A 17,924-nucleotide genomic window follows, 5' to 3' on the forward strand; every position below is an offset into this window, starting at 1 on the left:
ACTAAACTAATCAAAAACGTGGAATTGAAAAATATTGGCGGAAATAAAAGTAAAGTAGTTCAATTAACACTTAAATTCCGCATTTTGCCAATACAATGTTATCTGCAGTTTTTCTATTTAATAAATGGAAATTTTTTTTCAAGATTTTTGTACTCGGTCATAACCTGATATTTATTTTCATATATTTTCATATCCTTTGTAAATATTAAATCTATCACACCCTTTTCAGTAATCATATTTTTATTTGTTATTTGATAAAAATATTCAACTTCATACATACATAAATTTAAACTGTCTTTTTTGACTAATAATTGTTCATAATGTTTTATTTGTTTTTTAATAATGTCAATAGAATCCCTCAGAACAATAAATTTTGCTTCTTTTTCTTTTACAGACTTATATTCTAACTTATTTACGTAGTCTTCATACATTTGCGAACCAAAATCATCAGTTCCATATTTTAATTCGTACAAATCTTTCGGCGATTTTGATTGTGATAATAAATGGTTTTTATATCTATATAATTGACATATATATACATATAATTCATCTTTATCAGACAATGTGTCAATTCTTAATATTCTCAAAGAGTCTAAGGATTTATAATCTACATTCTTTTTTAACTCTTCGCTAAAATAAATTTTTGCAGTTTTTAGAAATTCTTTTCTTTGTATTTTTTTTTCGTCTTTACATCCAAATAAAATTGGTAAAATAAACACTAAAATTAACTTGCAAATATTTTTCATGGATGCAGTCTTTAAAAAATTGCAGATAACTTTCAGATTGACTCATTGCGCCAATCCAAACTATAACCAAATGTAGCAAAAATCTTCAAAAATTGATTTATTAAAAATTTTTAAGCTGATCAAATTTTAATATAAATTACAATGATTCTATAATGATTCCATATTTAATGATATGGATAGATTGGTTAGTAAAAACAAATAGATTAAAAAAATCCACTTTCCAAAGAAAGCAGATTTCATATAACAAGACTAAAAAAATATTTTTAATTGCTTGTAACGTTCAGTTTCACCTCCATATTATTTCTGGTCGCATTAGAATACGGACAGATTTCATGAGCTTTTTCTGTTAAAGATTGTGCTTCTTCCAAAGAAATTCCGGGAATATTGACTTCTAGTTCGGCTGACAATCCGAAACCTCCGTTTTCAATTTGTCCGATGCTTACTTTTGCATTTACAGTCGTTTCTCCGGTTTCAATTTTAGATTTACTGATGATGAGGTTAAGTGCGCTATCGAAACAAGCTGCATATCCTGCTGCGAAAAGCATTTCAGGGTTGGTGAAATCATCATTTGAACCGCCTAAAGCTTTGGGCATTCTGACTTCTAAATCAAGAATTCCATTGTCACTTTTTACATGACCGTTTCTTCCTCCTTGTGCGGTAACTTCTGTTGTGTATAAGGTTTTCATTTATTTTTCTATTTTGCTTAATATTTTTTGGATGCTTTCTTTCAGAGCGATCCAGTCTTCTTTAGAAATATCTATTTTGTTGTGTATTTTTTGTGGAATTTCACAAGCCTTTTTCTGAAGCGCTTTTCCGGATTCTGTAATAAACACTTCCACCACTCTCTCGTCTTCTTTTTTTCTTTTTCGCTGGATAAATCCTTTAGCTTCCAGTCTTTTCAAAAGCGGAGTCAAAGTGCCGCTGTCTAAATAAAGCTTTTCGCCGATACAATTCACCGAAAGACCGTCATTCTCCCACAAAATCATCATCACAAGATACTGCGGATAAGTAATTTCCAGCTCATCAAGAAATGGTCGATACAAACCAGTAATTTCTTTTGCAATGACATACAACGGAAAACATATTTGATTTTCCAGTTTTGGAGTGGTAAGATTGTCCATAAGTGAATGTTTGGGTGAAATATTATTTTATTGATACTTTGCAGCCCGACTTGATGATGATATTTTATTTTTTTATTAAATCATCGAACCACTTCGTTAGGTTTGAACAGAGCTCTTTTTACCGGAGCAAGCGGAGGCAAAAAAGCGAGAGTGGGAGGGGGAAATTGCTGCCCTGATAAAAATATTACTTTTTAATAATAAATTCTTCCATCGGAATTCTCACTTTCTTCATGTGAGAAAGATAATCGTTTTCTAGGTCTCTGTAGCCTAGATATAATAAACTTACGCTTTTTAAACCTAATTCTTTAAGATTAAGAATTTCATCAACAACTTCATTGCTAAACCCTTCTGCAGGAGTAGAATCGATTTTCAGTTCGGCTGCTTGTGCCATTGCCAATCCTAAGGCGATATAAGTCTGTCTTGCTGTATGTGCGAAATGTTCTTCGGGAGTCTGAGCACCGTATAATTGTTTGATTTTATCGGTATAGCTGCTGAAACGTCCTCTTGGTAAGTCTCTTACATCGGTATGATAATCATAAACTTTGTCAATTTTTTCATCGGAATAGCTATCCCAGGCTGCAAAAACCAAAACGTGAGAAGAATCTCTCATTACTTCGGGGTTGAGTGCTCCTTTTACCATCTTTTCTTTTAATTCCTGATTTTCAACCACAATAATTCTAAACGGCTGTAATCCTGATGAAGTCGGAGCCAGTCTTGCTGCTTCTAAAATTTTATTTAAATCTTCTTCAGTTACTTTTTTTGTTGAATCATAAGCTTTTACTGCGTGTCTCCAGTTTAAGTTTTCTATTAATGACATTTTGATAAATTTTTATTTTGAATTGTACGTTGCAAATATATTGCCAAATTAAATTGCGTGCAATTTAATTTTATGAAATATGATTGTTGATAAAATCTATTAATTTTTCAATGAAAATTATACCAATTAAAAAACTGTATCGGAGAGATACAGTTTTTCACATGTTTCTTTTTATCTGATTGTTTAGTAAATTATGTCAACAATATAATATTTTAGCTATAGATTTTAACGTTAATAAGATTTTAACGTTAATAATTGATTCGATGTAGAAATTACTGCAATAGTTTCACAATTTCGGTATAGTTTTTCTCCTTTGCAATATCTAAAGCCGTTTTACCGCTATTGTTTTTTATGGTTAAATCAGGTTTGTACTGAAGAAGGAATTTTACTGTTGCTAAATCTCCTTTTTGAACACAGTACATCAAAGGAGTATCGTTATCTTTATCAATATTGTTGATGTTGGCTCCGTTTTTTATAAGATATTCTGCAATTTCAGTAAAGCCTTTCCCGATCGATGAAGCAAAAGGGGTTGCTTTATCACTGGCTTGTACATCAACTTCTGCTTTATTTTCGACCAAAAGTTTTATAATCTCCAATTTATTGTTTCGTGCAGCAAATCTTAAGGCTGTCCAACCGTTTACGTCTTTATAATTAGGATTGGCATTATTCTTAAGAAGTATTTCGACGATTTTTGTATACCCTTCCTGAGAAGCAATATTCAGAGGGTTTGCAGTCGTTTTTAAAGGTTTGTTGGGATCGGCACCTTTTGCGATCAACAATTCGACAAGTTTTTCATTTCCTTTTCCTGCAGCTGCGTAAAGAGGCGTTATCTGATATTCTTTTGATAATTGATTTACATCTTCTTTTTCCAAAAGCTTACTCACTTTTTCGATATCTTCATCAGCAATTGCCTTAAATATTTTTTGAGAATGAGCTGAAGTGAAGGCAATTAATGCAAGTGCTACAAAGAAACTTTTTGTTTTCATAGGATTAGTTATTTTTTAAGTCAAATATAAATAATAGATCCAAACAAATATATTTCTAAATCGTATTCTTATTAGTAAAAAATTCAATAATGTTTTCTCTGTTCAATAATTCATCAACAAAGTTTTTTAAAGTAGTGGAAGTTAAATTTTTTTCAGATTTAATTTGAATACTTCGTAAACTTCCATCTTTTTGAGGTGCAATTAAAATAACATTTCCATACTTCAAATTATATAACTTCATGTTGACAATGGCAAACTCATCATTTTCAAGGGTGGAAAAAGCAGAAAAATCAATTTTATTGTTTGAAGTTTTTACAAAACCTTGGCAAATCGCATCAGGAAAATTTCTTGAAACAACCTGCGTTCTCATTTTAGGATTCTCTTTATCACCCACAAAATCGGTCAATACCAAAATAGTAAAGAAAATTCTGTCATTTTCACTCACTCGATATGTGTTCAGATTACTTTTTCCTTCAGAAAAGCCGGCATAGGCAATATTTTTTCCTTTAAGATCTGCACCTTTTATGTTTGTGAGTGTGCCTAAACCTGCAAAAGAATTTTTACTGATGCTGTCATAATCGGGATAGGCAAAAATTCCATAGGTAAATGGTCCCATTTCTTTTTTTTCTTCCTTTAATTCCTCGGTTACTCTTTTAAGGTCTAAAGCATTTTCCTGATTCTGAACTTTCAGCTGTTTAGTTCTTATTTTTTCTTGTAGTTGTTTGTTTTGTGCCTGAGAAAAATTAAATAAAATGATCGAAAAAATGATAAATAGAGCTTTCATTATTCTTTTAAAAATATTTGGTTTAGATAGTAGATTTATTAAGACGGATTCTATTTTTTAAAAATAAATAATTATTAATAAGAAAACAATTTAATTCATACAAAAATGAAAAATCTGCTTCAAAAGAAACAGATTTCATATTATTAAAATAAATTATATTACGCTTTCACAACCAATTCCGCTTCAAAAACATCTACAAAATGCTTTCTGATTTTTGCTTTGATGTCTTCCATTTCTTCGGGAGTAAGTTCTCTTTCCAGCTCTCTTTTCAGGGAAGTTACCTGCTTGTCTTTGATACCGCAAGGAATAATGTATTCAAAATAGCGCATATCGGTATTGATATTTAACGCAAAACCGTGCAAAGTTACCCAACGGGAAGCTTTTACGCCCATTGCACAAATTTTTCTTGCGTAAGGTTTTCCAACATCCAGCCAGACTCCTGTTTCTCCTTCTGAACGTTCACCTTTTAAACCATATTCTGCAATCGTTCTGATGATGACTTCTTCCAGCTTTCTCATGTATTTGTGAATGTCTGTGAAGAAATTTTCTAAATCTAAAACGGGATAACCCACAATTTGTCCGTAACCGTGATAGGTAATATCTCCACCGCGGTTTACTTTTACGAAAGTTGCGTCAATTTCTTTTAATTTATCAATTCCGGCAAGCATATTTTCTTCGTGACCGCTTTTTCCCAATGTATAAACGTGAGGATGCTCTACTAAAAGAAAATGATTAGGTGTTGTAATATGCTGTCCGGCAGGTAAATCTCTGTTTTTAATTTTGGTATCAATAATATCTTTCATCAGCTTTTCCTGATAATCCCAAGCGGGCTGATATTCTTTAATGCCTAAATCTTCAAATTCTACGACTTTATTCTGATGTGTATTCATTTTTTACTTTGAAACAACAAATTTAGTGATTTTTACCCTTTTATGGAATGGATGAAATCTATGGCTTTGGTCTTCCAATCTCTATTTTGCAGAAGGATGTTTACAAAAGCGGTTCCGATGATTCCGCCGTCTGCTTTTTCGGTTACATTTTCGAAATCTTCTTTTGATTTAATTCCAAAACCAATCATTACCGGATTTTTTAAAGGGAGAGATGCTAATCTTGAAAGATAATCTTCATTTTTTAAAACTACATTGTTATTTCCTGTTGTAGAGGAAGAACTTACAGCATACAAAAATCCTGAACTTAAAGAATCGAGATATAAGATTCTGTCATCAGAAGTCTCTGGAGTGACAAGAAATGTGAAATTAAGATTATACTTTTTTAAAATCTTCTGATAATTTTTCTCAAATTCAATCGGCGGTAAATCAGGAATTATTAATCCTGAAACTCCACTTTCCGAACATTCTCTACAGAAGTTTTCAAATCCGAAACTTAAAACCGGATTGATATAACCCATTAAAATAATCGGAATTCTGATTTCATTTTTAATTGATTTTAACTGAGAGAAAAGTTTTTCGATGGTCATTCCGTTTTTTAAAGCCAGTTCGTGAGCTTGAGAAATCACTGGTCCATCGGCAACCGGATCGGAATAGGGCATTCCGATTTCCATCATATTTGCTCCCGAATCTTGGATGAGGTTGATGATTTCTGTAGTGTGTTCTAACTGTGGAATTCCTGCGGTGAAGTAGATGTTGAGGAGTTTGGGCTGGATGTTGGATGCTGGAAGATGGGTGTTATCTTGGTGTGTAAATTTCATTTTTTAACTTTTTACATAATTAATTTTGTTTGATAGGATTTTATCCTATCCTTTAGAATGTCGTCCCGTTGGGACTTTGATGAGGTTTTTGATTTTATGACGAGATTAAACATCCATCTACAAACTTCCATCATCCAGCCTTTTCAAATACGTTTCCATATCCTTATCGCCACGACCGCTTAAACAAATTACAACAATATCATTTTCATTGAATTTCTTTTTATCTAAAACTGCCAATGCATGAGCGCTTTCCAATGCAGGAATTATTCCCTCTAATTTTGTTAAATCAAATGCTGATCGTAACGCTTCCTCATCATTAATACTGAAAAATTCAGCCCGTTTTTCTTTAAATAAATTGGCGTGAAATGGTCCGATTCCGGGATAATCCAAACCTGCGGAAATAGAGTGGGGTTCGATAACCTGTCCGGCTTTTGTTTGCATGACCAGACTTTTGCTTCCATGTAAAACACCTAAAGTTCCGAGAAGGGTTGTTGCGGCAGATTTCCCTGAATCAATTCCCAAACCTCCGGCTTCGGCTGCAATGATTTTTACATTTTCTTCATTCACAAAATGGTAAAATGTTCCTGCTGCATTACTTCCACCACCAACACAGGCAATCACGTAATCAGGATTTTCTCTTCCGATTTGTTCAAGAAGCTGTTCTTTAATTTCTTTTGAAATTATACTCTGAAATCTTGCCACCAAATCAGGAAACGGATGAGGCCCAACCACACTTCCAATCACATAATGTGTTGTCACAGGATTGTTGATCCAGTCTTTTAAAGCTTCATTAACAGCATCTTTTAAAGTTTTTGAACCCGAAGTTGCGGCCATTACTTTTGTTCCCAACATTTTCATTCTTGCCACATTCGGAGCCTGTCTTTGGATATCGATTTCGCCCATGTAAACGATGCATTCCAAACCCAGAAGTGCACAAGCTGTTGCTGTTGCGACACCGTGTTGTCCGGCTCCGGTTTCCGCTATGATTCTGTTTTTTCCTAAACGTTTCGCCAATAAAACCTGTCCCAAAGCATTATTGATTTTGTGTGCTCCGGTATGATTGAGGTCTTCTCTTTTCAGGTAAACTTGCGTATTATATTTCTGACTTAAATTTTTAGAAAAATAGAGTGGAGTTGCCCGCCCTACATAATTTTTCAATAAATCCTGATATTCATTTTGGAAATCTTCCGATTCAATAATTTCAAGATAATTTTTCTGTAATTCCTCTACATTCGGATAAAGCATTTCGGGAATAAATGCACCTCCAAATTCGCCGTAATATCCGTTTTCGTCGGGGTTTTTATAATTCATGATGTTGTATTTTATAATTAAGAAAGAGTCCCGAAGGGACGATTTATTAAAGGATAGGACGTGAGTCCTATTAATATTAAATTATTATATTTTTGATAGGATTATCATCCTATCCTTTAGAAAAACGTCACTTCGTGACTGGTTCTGATTTAGTCCCAAAGATATTTCTCATCGTAATCCGTTTTGTATTTATCCAGAATATTAATGAACTCTGTTTCAAAATTTTCACCTTTATGATGCTCTCTTTGATTTATGATATAATTAATTGTTGTAAAAATATGTTTTTGGCTCACTGAAAAAGCACCGTAACCATCTTGCCAGAAAAAATCTTCATATTTCCTTCCTTTGGTTTTTATCCATCTTGAAGAATGAGCTTTTATTTCCTGAATCACTTTCATCAACGCATATTTTGGTGACAAAGTCAAAAGAATATGAATGTGATTATCTGTTCCTCCAATTCTGATGGAGGGGCTATTAAGATTTTTGCATATTGTGGATATATAGGCAAAAAGTTCTTTTTCAATGCTTTCATCTATCAAATCATTACGATGTTTCGTACTGAAGATGATATGAACATAATTTCTAACCAATGATTGTGACATTTTCTTTGTGTTTTTATAATCTGTGTTGATAGGATTTGCATCCTATCCTTTAGAAAATCGTCCCGTTGGGACTCTTAAATTACTTATTAATTCTTTTATTTTTCCTAAATCTTTAATTCCAACTTCTATTTCAAATTTTGAGTTAACATCAATCGCAAATGGTTTTGTGTTAATTATTGATTGTTGATGAATATTTTCCAAAGAAATTCCGCCACTTAAAAAATAAGGGATTGAAATTTCGAGATCATTCAAAATGTTCCAATCAAAGGTTTTTCCGGTTCCGCCGAATACTTTGCTGTCTGTGTCAAATAAGAAATAGTTGATGGTTGAGAGGTTTTGGTTGATCGATTTTTGTAATTCGTTTGAAGATTGATTTCCTATTCTGATTACTTTAATAATTTCTATTTTTTTTCTTAACCTTTGCCTTAACCTTAAAATATAATTTTCATTTTCATCTCCATGAAGCTGGATAAAATTTAAATCTGCTTTTTCACATACTTCAACAATCTTTTCTACAGTTTCATTGACAAAGACGCCGACTTTTCCATCATGTTGAATTTCTGAAATTTGCTCTGAACTCAAGTGATTCAAAACATATCTCGGAGATTTTTCGTAAAAGATAAAGCCTAAAAAGTCAGTTTTTAATGCCACTAACTCACGAATCTGATTCAGCTGAGTTAATCCGCAAACTTTGACTTTTGGTTGATGGGTTTTGGTTGATGGTTGATGGATTTTAGACATAATTAAATCGTAAACTGATAGATTATTAGATTATTAGATTATTACACTCGAAATAAATTCTTTGAACTTTTGAGCAGGATTTTCGTGTTTCATAAAATATTCGCCCATCAAAAATCCGTCAAACCCTTTTTCTTTTAAGTAGTTGAAATCTTCGATGTTGTAAATTCCGCTTTCGGCAACCGATAAAATATCTTTTGGAAGCTGATTTTTCAAATTAACAGAATGCTGTAAATCAACTTTGAAATCTTTTAAATTTCTATTATTAATTCCAACCAAATCAATGTCTGAATTGAAATGTTTAAGCTCTTCTTCAGTATGAATTTCCAATAAAACTTCTAATCCTAATTCGTGTGAAAGCTGAGTGAATTCCTGAACTTGCTGAGGCGAAAGACAAGCTGCAATGAGTAAAATTACATCAGCTCCAAGACTTTTCGCTTCGTAAAACTGATATTCATCAATCATAAAATCTTTTCGTAAAATCGGAATATTGATATGGTTTCTTACATTTAAAATGTCTTCAAAATTTCCCCCAAAATAGTCTTTATCCGTCAAAATAGAAATTCCGCTCGCTCCAAATTGTTCATAAGCTGAAACAACTTCTAAAGGAGAAATTGTATCATTAATGATTCCTTTTGACGGAGATTGCCTTTTAAACTCAGCAATAATTCCGGATTTTGATGTTAGACTTTCTTTAAGGGAATAGGTTTTTCTCCCGAGAAATTCTGAATCTTTTAATTGTTGTAAAGAAATTTTTGATTTTGAATAGGAAATTTCCTGTTTTTTCCTTGTTATGATTTTGTCTAGAATTGTCATTTAGTTGATGGTTTTTTGTTGTTAGTTAATAGAATTGCTAAGAATTGAAATTGATTAACCATCAACCAACAACTGTAAAGAACTCAATGCTTTACCGTCAAACAAACTTTCTTTCGCTAAATTCAGACAGTCATTATAATTTCCGTATGTATTCGTGTGATACAATGCGACGGCTGCGTTTGCTAAAACCACTGCATTTTGTGATTCTGTGCCTTTTCCTTCCAAAATATTTCTAAAAATTCTGGCTGATTCTTCGGACGTGTGTCCGGCTTGGATATCTTCAGGATTAATAGTTTTAAAACCTAAATCCTCCGCAGAATAAATATTTTCTCCACTTTTTGTAATGATTTTACTGTCTTGGGTTAGACTGATTTCATCATAACCATCCATTCCGTGTACCAAAACAAAGTCTCTATTTTCTTTCTGTAATAAATACTGATAAATTCTGGCAATCTCAAGATTATAAACTCCGATTACCGAAAACTGAGGTTTTGCAGGATTTACCAAAGGACCGAGAAGATTGAAAAAAGTTCTCAAACCCAATGATTTTCTCAATGCCACAACCGATTGCAAAGCAGGATGAAAATACGGTGCGTGTAAAAAACAGATATTTGCTTTTTCCAAATCCTCATTGAGCTCATCCGATGTTTTTTTGAATTGATAACCCAAAGCTTCCATCACATTGGAAGAACCTGTAATCGTCGAGGCTCCGTAATTGCCATGTTTAGCTACTTTCTGTCCGGTTCCTGCAACAACAAAACTTGCAAGGGTAGAAATATTGATAGTGTTTTTTCCGTCGCCTCCCGTTCCGACAATATCGATGGTGTCATTGGTATTTAAATTTACCGGAACTGCCATTTGTAACAAGGCTTCTCTAAAGCCTTTCAATTCGTCTAAAGTAATATTCCGCATCAGAAAAATGCTGATAAAAGCAGTAACTTCCGTTGCATTGAATTTATTCTGGGCAATCTGAATCATAATCGCTTTCGCTTCAGATTTTGATAAGGTATGGTGATTGAACAGGTATTGTAGGATTTCTTTCATAATGATAATTGTTGCTGGTTGTTAGTCCATGGTTGTTAGTTTTTAATAGTCATTTAATTTTTATCAACCATCAACCAAAACCTATTAACCCAATAAAAAATTTTTGATGATTGTTTCTCCATCTGGAGTCAAAATACTTTCCGGATGATATTGAACACCGTGAACATCATATATTTTGTGTTTCAAGCTCATAATCATTCCTTTACTGTCTGTACTTGTAATTTCCAATTCTTCAGGAAAATTTTCTGGATTGACTGCCCAACTGTGATATCTTCCGACTTCCAAAGTTTGTGGCAAATCTTTGAACAGTTTGTGTTCATTGGTTTGTATGGCTTCCGTAGCAACACCGTGATAAATTTCGCTGAGGTTGATCAAGCTGCCTCCAAAAGCTTCCGCTATCGCCTGTTGACCGAGACAAACGCCGAGAATACTTTTTGTTGAAGCATATTTTTTAATTAAATCCAACAAAATTCCGGCTTCTTCAGGAATTCCGGGACCTGGAGAAAGAATGATTTTGTCGTATTTGTCGATTTCTTCTAAAGTTATCTGGTCGTTTCTGATGACGTCAATTTTTTGATTCAGAACCCTTTCAATTATTTGGACAAGATTATATGTAAAGCTGTCGTAATTGTCAAAGACAAGAACTTTTATTTGTGATGAATTATTTATTTCAGGCATCATTTTATCTGATATTTTGTTTTTATACTTAAATTTTTAAAGATTGACTAATTTGCGACCCGGCTTGAGCGGAAATCCTTTTTTTTGCGTCGGGAAAGACAGGCAAAAAAGATTGAGAGCGGAAGACGGAATTTGTCGCCATAAAGATTTTAAATCAAATTCTCTGCTTTTTCTACCGCCTTTTTCAAGGCATTTAATTTATTATTCACCTCTTGCAGCTCACTTTCAGGATCTGATTTTGCTACCAATCCCGCTCCGGCTTGATAATACAGCGTATTGTTTTTGCTTAAAAATGTACGAATCATAATCGCCTGATTGCAGTCACCGTTCAAACCGACCATTCCTATACAGCCGCCATAATAACCTCGGGAATCTTTTTCATATTCATTGATTAACTGTAACGCTTTATGTTTTGGAGCACCACTTAATGTTCCCTGCGGAAAAGTAGTGGCAACCATTTCAAAAGGATTGGTATTTTCTTCTAATTCTGCGGTCACTTCACTTACCATGTGAATAACGTGCGAGAAAAGCTGAATTTCTTTCAGTTTTGTAACCGTCACATTTTTTCCTAATTTTCCTAAATCGTTTCTTGCTAAATCAACCAGCATCGTGTGTTCTGCATTTTCTTTCGGATCGTTTTTTAAAGATTCGATAGATTGTAGATCGGTTTCAAAATCACCGGTTCTTTTGAAAGTTCCTGCAATCGGATGAATAATGGCTTTGTTGCTTTTGATAATAATTTGGCTTTCAGGACTTGAACCAAATAATTTGTAATTTCCATAATCAAAATAAAAAAGATAAGGCGACGGATTGATATTTCTCAAAGCACGATACACGTTGAATTCATCGCCCTGAAATTTTTGTTCGAATCTTCTGCTTAAAACCAGCTGAAAAACATCTCCTCTCATACAATGTTTCTGGGCAGTTTCTACTAATTTTAGATATTCTTCATTGGTAATATTTGAAGTTTCTCCATCTGTTTTTTCAAATGGATAAACAACAGCATTTTTATTTTTAATTAAATTTTCAAGTGTTCTGAATTCGGATTTTATACCATCAATTTGATTTTCTATTAAATACATTTCATCATTAAAATGATTGATTGCAATCACATATTGATATAATCTGTAGCGCAAAATTGGGATTTCAACTTCTTGACTTTGAGGTTTAAATGCAACATCTTCAAAAAACTGAACAGCCTCAAAACTTGTGTACCCAAAAAGTGACTGAGCGGTTTTTTCAATTTTATCGTGTGTTTTTTCACATTCGAAAGTTTTAGAAAAATCATTCAGCAATTTTGGAACGTTTGTGTTTTCTAAAGACTTTTTCTCCGGATTTTGATTAGGAAGTTTGACCTCGTACTCATTTAAATTTTTAATTTCAATTCCGGCAATTGCATTTATGGCAATGAAGGAAAAATTATTGTCAATATTTTTAGAATCCGAACTTTCCAGAAGAATCGTATCACGGAATTTATCTCTGATTTGAAGGTAAATATTCATCGGGGTTTGAAGATCGCCCAATGTTTTTTTAGATTTTGTTTTAATTTTTATAATGGAATTCGACATTTTTTAATTTTTTGAGATTTAGACATAAAAAAAGACTTCAACGCAATCGTCAAAGTCTCTGTATATTTTTCTATAAATTCCGGCTGTGATTTAACAACAAGACAATAGCTTCAGACCCGACGAAGAGTTTGAAAGCCACCACCAATTTTTGTTGTTTGAAATAATCATGGGACAAATGTAGAAATTTTTTTTATATCGAAAACAAAAATTTTAAAAAAGCTGAAATTTATTATTTATTTCTCTGGAATCAGTTTAAATATGATTTAAAATAGCCTCCAATCTCATCATTAAAACTTTATTTTTTATATTTTTGTGACCAAATTAGAAAAGCAATGAAAAAAGTATTGGCAATCGTATTCTTAGGAAGTTTAGTAGCAGTAAGCTGTTCAAAAAAAGAAGAGAAATCTTTACAGGACAGCAATATCATGTTGGAAGAGCCTGAAGCTCAAGTTATACCTGCAGATTCAACTAAAAAAGATTCTACACCAGCTCCGGCTGCAACTCCTGCACCTACAGCAACAGATTCTACAGCAACAAAATAATGAAAAAACTGTTTTTGACAGGAATGGTAAGCTTGCTTGTTTTTTCCTGCTCTAAAAAAGAAAATTCAGAAGTACAGTCTACAGATTCCGTTGATGTTCCGACTCCTGTGGTTGCAAATGTTTCCGGACAGGCTTTAATAGAATCGTCTGACTGTATGGCTTGTCATAATGCTGATGAAAGAATGATAGGGCCTTCTTACAAAGAAATTGCTGCCAAATATTCTGAAAAGGATATTGAAACGCTTGCTTCAAAAATTATAGAAGGCGGAAGCGGAGTTTGGGGAGATGTGCCAATGCAGGCGCATCCTCAATTTTCAAAGGATGACGCCAAAAAAATGGTGGAATATATCTTAAAGCAGAAGAAATAAATGTCTTCTGAAAAATCAAATCTGCACCCAAGAAATCTGCATCGCAATCCTTACGATTTTGATTCGCTGATTTCTTGTGTGCCGGAATTGAAACATTATGTTTTTAACAATTCTTACGGAAATTTTACCATTAATTTCAGTATTCCGAAAGCTGTAAAATTGCTTAATAAAGCCTTATTGCAGCACTTTTATGATATTAAAAACTGGGATATTCCTGACGGAAATCTTTGTCCGCCGATTCCCGGAAGAGCCGATTATGTACATTATATTGGCGATTTGTTGGCTGAAAATTATCACGAAATTCCCAAAGGTTCTGCTGTAAAAGGTTTAGACATCGGAACGGGAGCCAATTTGGTTTACCCGTTGATTGCCAACAAATCCTATGGCTGGAAAATGGTCGGAACAGACATCAACAAAGATTCTTTTCAAAATGCACAGCAGATTTTAAATCAAAATCCTGATTTATCAGGTGCAATTGATCTAAGATTTCAGGAAAATTCAAATCACATTTTTAAAAACATTCTTGATCCTAAAGATAAATTTGTATTTTCAATGTGCAATCCGCCGTTTTACGATTCTGAGAAATCTGTATTGAAAGGCAATCTGAGAAAGACAAAAAATCTCAACAAGTCCAAAATTAAAAATCCAAATCTGAATTTCAGCGGACAGCAATCTGAACTTTGGTGTGAAGGCGGAGAAATTGCTTTCGTATCCAAAATGATTGAAGAAAGCGTCGAATTTTCATCGCAAATTCTTTGGTTTACCTGTCTGATTTCAAAGAAAGAAAATCTCTTCAAATTAAATTCATTTTTAAATAAGCTAAAAGCAGTAGAAATTAAAACTATTGAAATGTCTCAAGGTCAAAAAGTTAGCAGAATTTTAGCATGGACTTTTATTTCAAAAAATGAAAGGATAAATTGGCTTAAATAATTTTAGAATTTAACCATTAAGATTTTGGTTAAATGTTTAAGGTTTTTTAAGATTTAAATAAATTTAAAATTAAGCTGTATGTTTAAAAATATCTGGGATATTATCTTAATAATTCTTCAGTTCTTCATAAATTCTAAATGGTTTAATTTATTTCGGATATATTTTCTAAATAAATCAATCATACAAAATTTAACTTCCATAAAACCTTAAAATTCACTATTTTTGCATTTCGAAAAAATTGAATTACAATGCAATTATCAGAACAGGAAATTATTAGAAGAGAAAAGCTGAATAAGCTTGTTGAAATGGGAATAAACGCATTCCCGGCGGAAGAATACACGGTTACAGATACAACAGAATCTATAAAACAGGATTTCGCAGAAAGTAAACAGGTGAAGATTGCGGGAAGATTGATGTCTCGCCGTATTCAGGGGAAAGCTTCTTTTGCTGAATTGCAGGATTCTACAGGTAGAATTCAGGTGTATTTCAACAGAGACGAAATCTGCATAGGTGAAGACAAAACTTTGTACAACGACGTTTACAAGCACCTTTTAGATATTGGTGATATCATCGGTATTGAAGGAGAGTTGTTCACCACTCAGGTTGGTGAAAAAACCGTTTTGGTAAAAAACTTTACGCTTCTAACGAAAGCTTTAAGACCACTTCCACAGGCAAAAACTGACGAAAATGGAGTAGTACACGACGGATTTACAGATCCGGAACTAAGATACAGACAACGTTATGTAGATTTAACGGTAAATCCGAATGTGAAAGAAATTTTCGTAAAAAGAACAAAATTGTTCAATGCGATGAGAACTTTCTTCAATGAAGCAGGATATTTTGAGGTTGAAACGCCAATCTTACAGTCGATTCCCGGTGGAGCTGCGGCAAGACCTTTCATTACGCATCACAATGCTTTAGATATTCCATTATATTTAAGAATTGCTAATGAATTATATCTGAAAAGATTGATCGTTGGTGGATTTGACGGAGTTTATGAATTCTCTAAAAACTTCAGAAATGAGGGGATGGACAGAACGCACAATCCGGAATTTACGGCAATGGAAATTTATGTTGCCTACAAAGATTACAACTGGATGATGGATTTCACAGAGAAATTGTTGGAATTCTGTGCAACTTCTGTAAACGGATCTTCAGAATCTGTTTTCGGAGAGCATAAAATCAGCTGGAAAGCACCTTACCCAAGAGTTTCTATGACAGAAGCTATTTTGAAATATACAGGTTTTGACATCACCGGAAAATCTGAGCAGGAATTATTTGATTTTGCTAAATCTATCGGAATCGATGTGAACGAAACGATGGGTAAAGGAAAATTGATTGACGAAATTTTTGGTGAAAAATGTGAAGGAAACTTCATTCAGCCGACTTTTATTACCGATTATCCGATTGAAATGTCTCCTTTAACGAAAAAACACAGAAGCAAAGAAGGTTTGACGGAACGTTTCGAATTAATGGTTTGCGGAAAAGAAATTGCCAATGCTTATTCTGAGCTGAATGATCCGATCGACCAAAGAGAGCGTTTTGAAGAGCAATTAAAATTGGCTGAAAAAGGTGATGATGAAGCAGGTCAATTTATTGATGAAGACTTCTTAAGAGCTTTAGAATACGGAATGCCGCCAACTTCAGGTTTAGGGATCGGAATGGACAGATTGATTATGTTCTTAACGAATAATCCGTCAATCCAGGAAGTATTATTCTTCCCTCAGATGAAGCCTGAAAAAACAGTTCCTCAAATTGAATTGGGAGAAGATGAACATTTGATTCTAGATATTTTGAAGTCTGGGGAGCAAATTGCTTTGGCTGAAGTGAAAACGTTAAGCAAGTTATCCGGTAAAAAATGGGATAAGGCTGCAAAAACTTTAACGAAAGGAGGTTTGGTGAAAGTGGAGAAGGTTGATGAGAATGTTTTGATGAAATTGGTTTAAATTAATTTGAAATAAATTTTAGACTCGGGCGGAAGCGAAGCTTCCGCCCGAGTCTTTTATAAAAATGATTTCCTTACAAACTAATTTTTGGTAAATCACGTTTAGAAGAAAACTATTCCGATGAAAGGCTTTGTTTTATTTTTTTTCCTGTCAATAACAATACATTCACAAACTCTTACTTCAATTTATTTCGCAAACAACAGTTCCGAACTAAGTTCAGATTCTAAAATAAAGCTTGACAGTTTAGCAAAACTAAACACAAAACTCACCTTCAGGATTTTTGGTAATGCTAATCCTTTAGGAAATGAGATTTTAAATAAATCCTTATCGGAAAACCGGGCAAAAAATGTTACAAATTATTTGAAAATTAGAATCGGGAAAAATATTCATTTGGCAAGTTCGATTGGATTGGGAATTTCAAAGCAGATCAATGATAATAGTTCTGAGGATTTACTCGCAAAAAACAGACGGGTTGATATTTTCATTGAACGTTTTTTTGATAAAGGTGAAAAAATTTCCAGAAATGCATATCCGAGCTTTTTTGATATGAAAATTGCTTATATGAAAGTGAAAGATACTTTCTCATTACCCAATGTAAATTTTATTGGAGGACGTCATGTGTGGCTTTCCAAAGGGAATAGACGATTGTTTATGCTTTATGAGATTTTAAAGAAAAATCCAACGCTTGAAGTCGAACTTCAGGGACATATTTGTTGTGATTATGAAAATTTTGATGGTGAAGATTTAGATTTAAAAACATTTAATCTTTCCTTTACCAGAGCCGATGCAATCCGAAGTTTTTTAATTAAAATGGGAATTGAGCCGCATCGTATTAAAGCTGAAGGTTTGGGACATCTCAATCCTGTTGTTTATCCCGAAGAAACTGAAGAAGACCGTACCAAAAACAGGCGTGTGGAATTGGTTTTAATTAAAAAATAATTCAGTTATTTATATACTTTCACATATCGTTTCTGATATTCTGAACCATAACAGTTAAATGAAAAGAATCCTGCAATTTCTTTTAATCCAAGCTCTTTTTCATCAAGGTAAAGCTTTATTTCTTCTTCATTAAGTTTGATCCAGACTTCCCAAATTCCGTGTGTTCCGCAGCTTACTTCAAGTAAATAGATGTTTTGTTGATCTTTGAAAAGCCTGTAAACATAGGGTTCTAAGGTAATGAGCTGGAAATTTTTTAGACTAAATTCTTCCACCGATTATA

General features: G+C 33.2%; 21 protein-coding genes. 5 read left to right on the forward strand and 16 right to left on the reverse strand.

The window, feature by feature from the left end; translation table 11 throughout:
• Window positions 1–113: 113 nt before the first annotated feature.
• The 15 genes from BM371_RS02490 to BM371_RS02560 form a co-directional block, all read right to left on the reverse strand.
• Complete coding sequence (locus BM371_RS02490; protein WP_034675424.1) at window positions 114–746, reverse strand: hypothetical protein; 633 nt, start codon at window positions 744–746, stop codon at window positions 114–116.
• 263 nt (window positions 747–1,009) lie between these two features.
• Entirely contained in the window at window positions 1,010–1,432 is a 423-nt protein-coding gene (locus BM371_RS02495) for an organic hydroperoxide resistance protein (RefSeq protein WP_034675426.1), read from the reverse strand.
• On the reverse strand, window positions 1,433–1,867 hold the full coding sequence (locus BM371_RS02500) for a MarR family winged helix-turn-helix transcriptional regulator (RefSeq protein ID WP_034675428.1): 435 nt from the start codon (window positions 1,865–1,867) through the stop codon (window positions 1,433–1,435).
• A 184-nt stretch (window positions 1,868–2,051) separates the two neighbouring features.
• A complete protein-coding gene (locus BM371_RS02505; RefSeq protein ID WP_034675431.1) occupies window positions 2,052–2,684 on the reverse strand; it encodes an NAD(P)H-dependent oxidoreductase in 633 nt (210 codons plus the stop codon).
• A 272-nt stretch (window positions 2,685–2,956) separates the two neighbouring features.
• Window positions 2,957–3,670 carry an ankyrin repeat domain-containing protein gene (locus BM371_RS02510; RefSeq protein ID WP_034675433.1) on the reverse strand — a complete coding sequence of 238 codons (714 nt, stop codon included), beginning with the start codon at window positions 3,668–3,670 and terminating at the stop codon, window positions 2,957–2,959.
• Window positions 3,671–3,725: 55 nt separating this feature from the next.
• Window positions 3,726–4,454: a hypothetical protein gene (locus BM371_RS02515; protein WP_034675447.1), complete on the reverse strand. Its 729-nt coding sequence runs from the start codon at window positions 4,452–4,454 to the stop codon at window positions 3,726–3,728.
• Window positions 4,455–4,612: 158 nt separating this feature from the next.
• A complete protein-coding gene (gene lipB / locus BM371_RS02520; RefSeq protein WP_034675451.1) occupies window positions 4,613–5,344 on the reverse strand; it encodes a lipoyl(octanoyl) transferase LipB in 732 nt (243 codons plus the stop codon).
• A 32-nt stretch (window positions 5,345–5,376) separates the two neighbouring features.
• On the reverse strand, window positions 5,377–6,162 hold the full coding sequence (gene trpA, locus BM371_RS02525; protein ID WP_051882743.1) for a tryptophan synthase subunit alpha: 786 nt from the start codon (window positions 6,160–6,162) through the stop codon (window positions 5,377–5,379).
• 117 nt (window positions 6,163–6,279) lie between these two features.
• Window positions 6,280–7,473: a tryptophan synthase subunit beta gene (gene trpB, locus BM371_RS02530; protein WP_034675455.1), complete on the reverse strand. Its 1,194-nt coding sequence runs from the start codon at window positions 7,471–7,473 to the stop codon at window positions 6,280–6,282.
• Between the two features lie 149 nt (window positions 7,474–7,622).
• Window positions 7,623–8,075 (reverse strand): IS200/IS605 family transposase, encoded by a 453-nt coding sequence (gene tnpA / locus BM371_RS02535; protein ID WP_034675456.1) that lies wholly within the window; start codon window positions 8,073–8,075, stop codon window positions 7,623–7,625.
• A 42-nt stretch (window positions 8,076–8,117) separates the two neighbouring features.
• Window positions 8,118–8,816 (reverse strand): phosphoribosylanthranilate isomerase, encoded by a 699-nt coding sequence (locus BM371_RS02540; RefSeq protein WP_051882745.1) that lies wholly within the window; start codon window positions 8,814–8,816, stop codon window positions 8,118–8,120.
• A 33-nt stretch (window positions 8,817–8,849) separates the two neighbouring features.
• Complete coding sequence (gene trpC / locus BM371_RS02545; RefSeq protein ID WP_034675457.1) at window positions 8,850–9,629, reverse strand: indole-3-glycerol phosphate synthase TrpC; 780 nt, start codon at window positions 9,627–9,629, stop codon at window positions 8,850–8,852.
• Between the two features lie 54 nt (window positions 9,630–9,683).
• Window positions 9,684–10,673 carry an anthranilate phosphoribosyltransferase gene (gene trpD / locus BM371_RS02550; protein WP_034675458.1) on the reverse strand — a complete coding sequence of 330 codons (990 nt, stop codon included), beginning with the start codon at window positions 10,671–10,673 and terminating at the stop codon, window positions 9,684–9,686.
• An 84-nt stretch (window positions 10,674–10,757) separates the two neighbouring features.
• On the reverse strand, window positions 10,758–11,324 hold the full coding sequence (locus BM371_RS02555) for an anthranilate synthase component II (protein WP_034677280.1): 567 nt from the start codon (window positions 11,322–11,324) through the stop codon (window positions 10,758–10,760).
• 176 nt (window positions 11,325–11,500) lie between these two features.
• Window positions 11,501–12,919, reverse strand: a complete 1,419-nt coding sequence (locus tag BM371_RS02560) for an anthranilate synthase component I family protein (RefSeq protein WP_177225338.1) — start codon at window positions 12,917–12,919, stop codon at window positions 11,501–11,503.
• A gap of 332 nt (window positions 12,920–13,251) precedes the next feature.
• Here BM371_RS02560 and BM371_RS02565 point away from each other — a divergent pair, with 332 nt between their 5' ends.
• The 5 genes from BM371_RS02565 to BM371_RS02585 all read left to right on the forward strand — a co-directional run bounded on the left by BM371_RS02565 (window position 13,252) and on the right by BM371_RS02585 (window position 17,644).
• The gene (locus BM371_RS02565) at window positions 13,252–13,461 is read left to right on the forward strand and encodes a hypothetical protein (protein WP_034675459.1); all 210 of its coding nucleotides are present in this window, start codon (window positions 13,252–13,254) and stop codon (window positions 13,459–13,461) included.
• Entirely contained in the window at window positions 13,461–13,829 is a 369-nt protein-coding gene (locus tag BM371_RS02570; protein ID WP_034675460.1) for a c-type cytochrome, read from the forward strand. Before BM371_RS02565 ends, BM371_RS02570 begins: the two co-directional genes overlap by 1 nt.
• Entirely contained in the window at window positions 13,830–14,759 is a 930-nt protein-coding gene (rlmF, locus tag BM371_RS02575; protein ID WP_034675461.1) for a 23S rRNA (adenine(1618)-N(6))-methyltransferase RlmF, read from the forward strand.
• Window positions 14,760–15,007: 248 nt separating this feature from the next.
• The gene (gene lysS, locus BM371_RS02580; protein WP_034675463.1) at window positions 15,008–16,705 is read left to right on the forward strand and encodes a lysine--tRNA ligase; all 1,698 of its coding nucleotides are present in this window, start codon (window positions 15,008–15,010) and stop codon (window positions 16,703–16,705) included.
• Window positions 16,706–16,825: 120 nt separating this feature from the next.
• Complete coding sequence (locus tag BM371_RS02585; protein ID WP_034675466.1) at window positions 16,826–17,644, forward strand: OmpA family protein; 819 nt, start codon at window positions 16,826–16,828, stop codon at window positions 17,642–17,644.
• Window positions 17,645–17,649: 5 nt separating this feature from the next.
• Here BM371_RS02585 and BM371_RS02590 read toward each other — a convergent pair whose 3' ends face one another.
• Entirely contained in the window at window positions 17,650–17,916 is a 267-nt protein-coding gene (locus BM371_RS02590; protein WP_034675469.1) for a hypothetical protein, read from the reverse strand.
• Window positions 17,917–17,924 lie beyond the last annotated feature (8 nt).

Origin of the sequence: Chryseobacterium formosense, from assembly GCF_900116415.1 — a bacterium.
GTDB classification, from domain to species: Bacteria; Bacteroidota; Bacteroidia; order Flavobacteriales; family Weeksellaceae; genus Chryseobacterium; species Chryseobacterium formosense.

Excerpts from the sequence above, each read along its gene's own strand:
- lipB (WP_034675451.1), bottom strand. The coding sequence starts at position 5,344 with ATGAATACACATCAGAATAAAGTCGTAGAATTTGAAGATTTAGGCATT.
- BM371_RS02505 (WP_034675431.1), bottom strand. The coding sequence starts at position 2,684 with ATGTCATTAATAGAAAACTTAAACTGGAGACACGCAGTAAAAGCTTAT.
- BM371_RS02560 (WP_177225338.1), bottom strand. The coding sequence starts at position 12,919 with ATGTCGAATTCCATTATAAAAATTAAAACAAAATCTAAAAAAACATTG.
- BM371_RS02510 (WP_034675433.1), bottom strand. The coding sequence starts at position 3,670 with ATGAAAACAAAAAGTTTCTTTGTAGCACTTGCATTAATTGCCTTCACT.
- BM371_RS02570 (WP_034675460.1), top strand. The coding sequence starts at position 13,461 with ATGAAAAAACTGTTTTTGACAGGAATGGTAAGCTTGCTTGTTTTTTCC.
- BM371_RS02540 (WP_051882745.1), bottom strand. The coding sequence starts at position 8,816 with ATGTCTAAAATCCATCAACCATCAACCAAAACCCATCAACCAAAAGTC.
- BM371_RS02495 (WP_034675426.1), bottom strand. The coding sequence starts at position 1,432 with ATGAAAACCTTATACACAACAGAAGTTACCGCACAAGGAGGAAGAAAC.
- trpB (WP_034675455.1), bottom strand. The coding sequence starts at position 7,473 with ATGAATTATAAAAACCCCGACGAAAACGGATATTACGGCGAATTTGGA.
- trpA (WP_051882743.1), bottom strand. The coding sequence starts at position 6,162 with ATGAAATTTACACACCAAGATAACACCCATCTTCCAGCATCCAACATC.
- BM371_RS02515 (WP_034675447.1), bottom strand. The coding sequence starts at position 4,454 with ATGAAAGCTCTATTTATCATTTTTTCGATCATTTTATTTAATTTTTCT.
- rlmF (WP_034675461.1), top strand. The coding sequence starts at position 13,830 with ATGTCTTCTGAAAAATCAAATCTGCACCCAAGAAATCTGCATCGCAAT.
- BM371_RS02490 (WP_034675424.1), bottom strand. The coding sequence starts at position 746 with ATGAAAAATATTTGCAAGTTAATTTTAGTGTTTATTTTACCAATTTTA.
- trpD (WP_034675458.1), bottom strand. The coding sequence starts at position 10,673 with ATGAAAGAAATCCTACAATACCTGTTCAATCACCATACCTTATCAAAA.
- BM371_RS02585 (WP_034675466.1), top strand. The coding sequence starts at position 16,826 with ATGAAAGGCTTTGTTTTATTTTTTTTCCTGTCAATAACAATACATTCA.
- BM371_RS02565 (WP_034675459.1), top strand. The coding sequence starts at position 13,252 with ATGAAAAAAGTATTGGCAATCGTATTCTTAGGAAGTTTAGTAGCAGTA.
- BM371_RS02500 (WP_034675428.1), bottom strand. The coding sequence starts at position 1,867 with ATGGACAATCTTACCACTCCAAAACTGGAAAATCAAATATGTTTTCCG.
- tnpA (WP_034675456.1), bottom strand. The coding sequence starts at position 8,075 with ATGTCACAATCATTGGTTAGAAATTATGTTCATATCATCTTCAGTACG.
- lysS (WP_034675463.1), top strand. The coding sequence starts at position 15,008 with ATGCAATTATCAGAACAGGAAATTATTAGAAGAGAAAAGCTGAATAAG.
- trpC (WP_034675457.1), bottom strand. The coding sequence starts at position 9,629 with ATGACAATTCTAGACAAAATCATAACAAGGAAAAAACAGGAAATTTCC.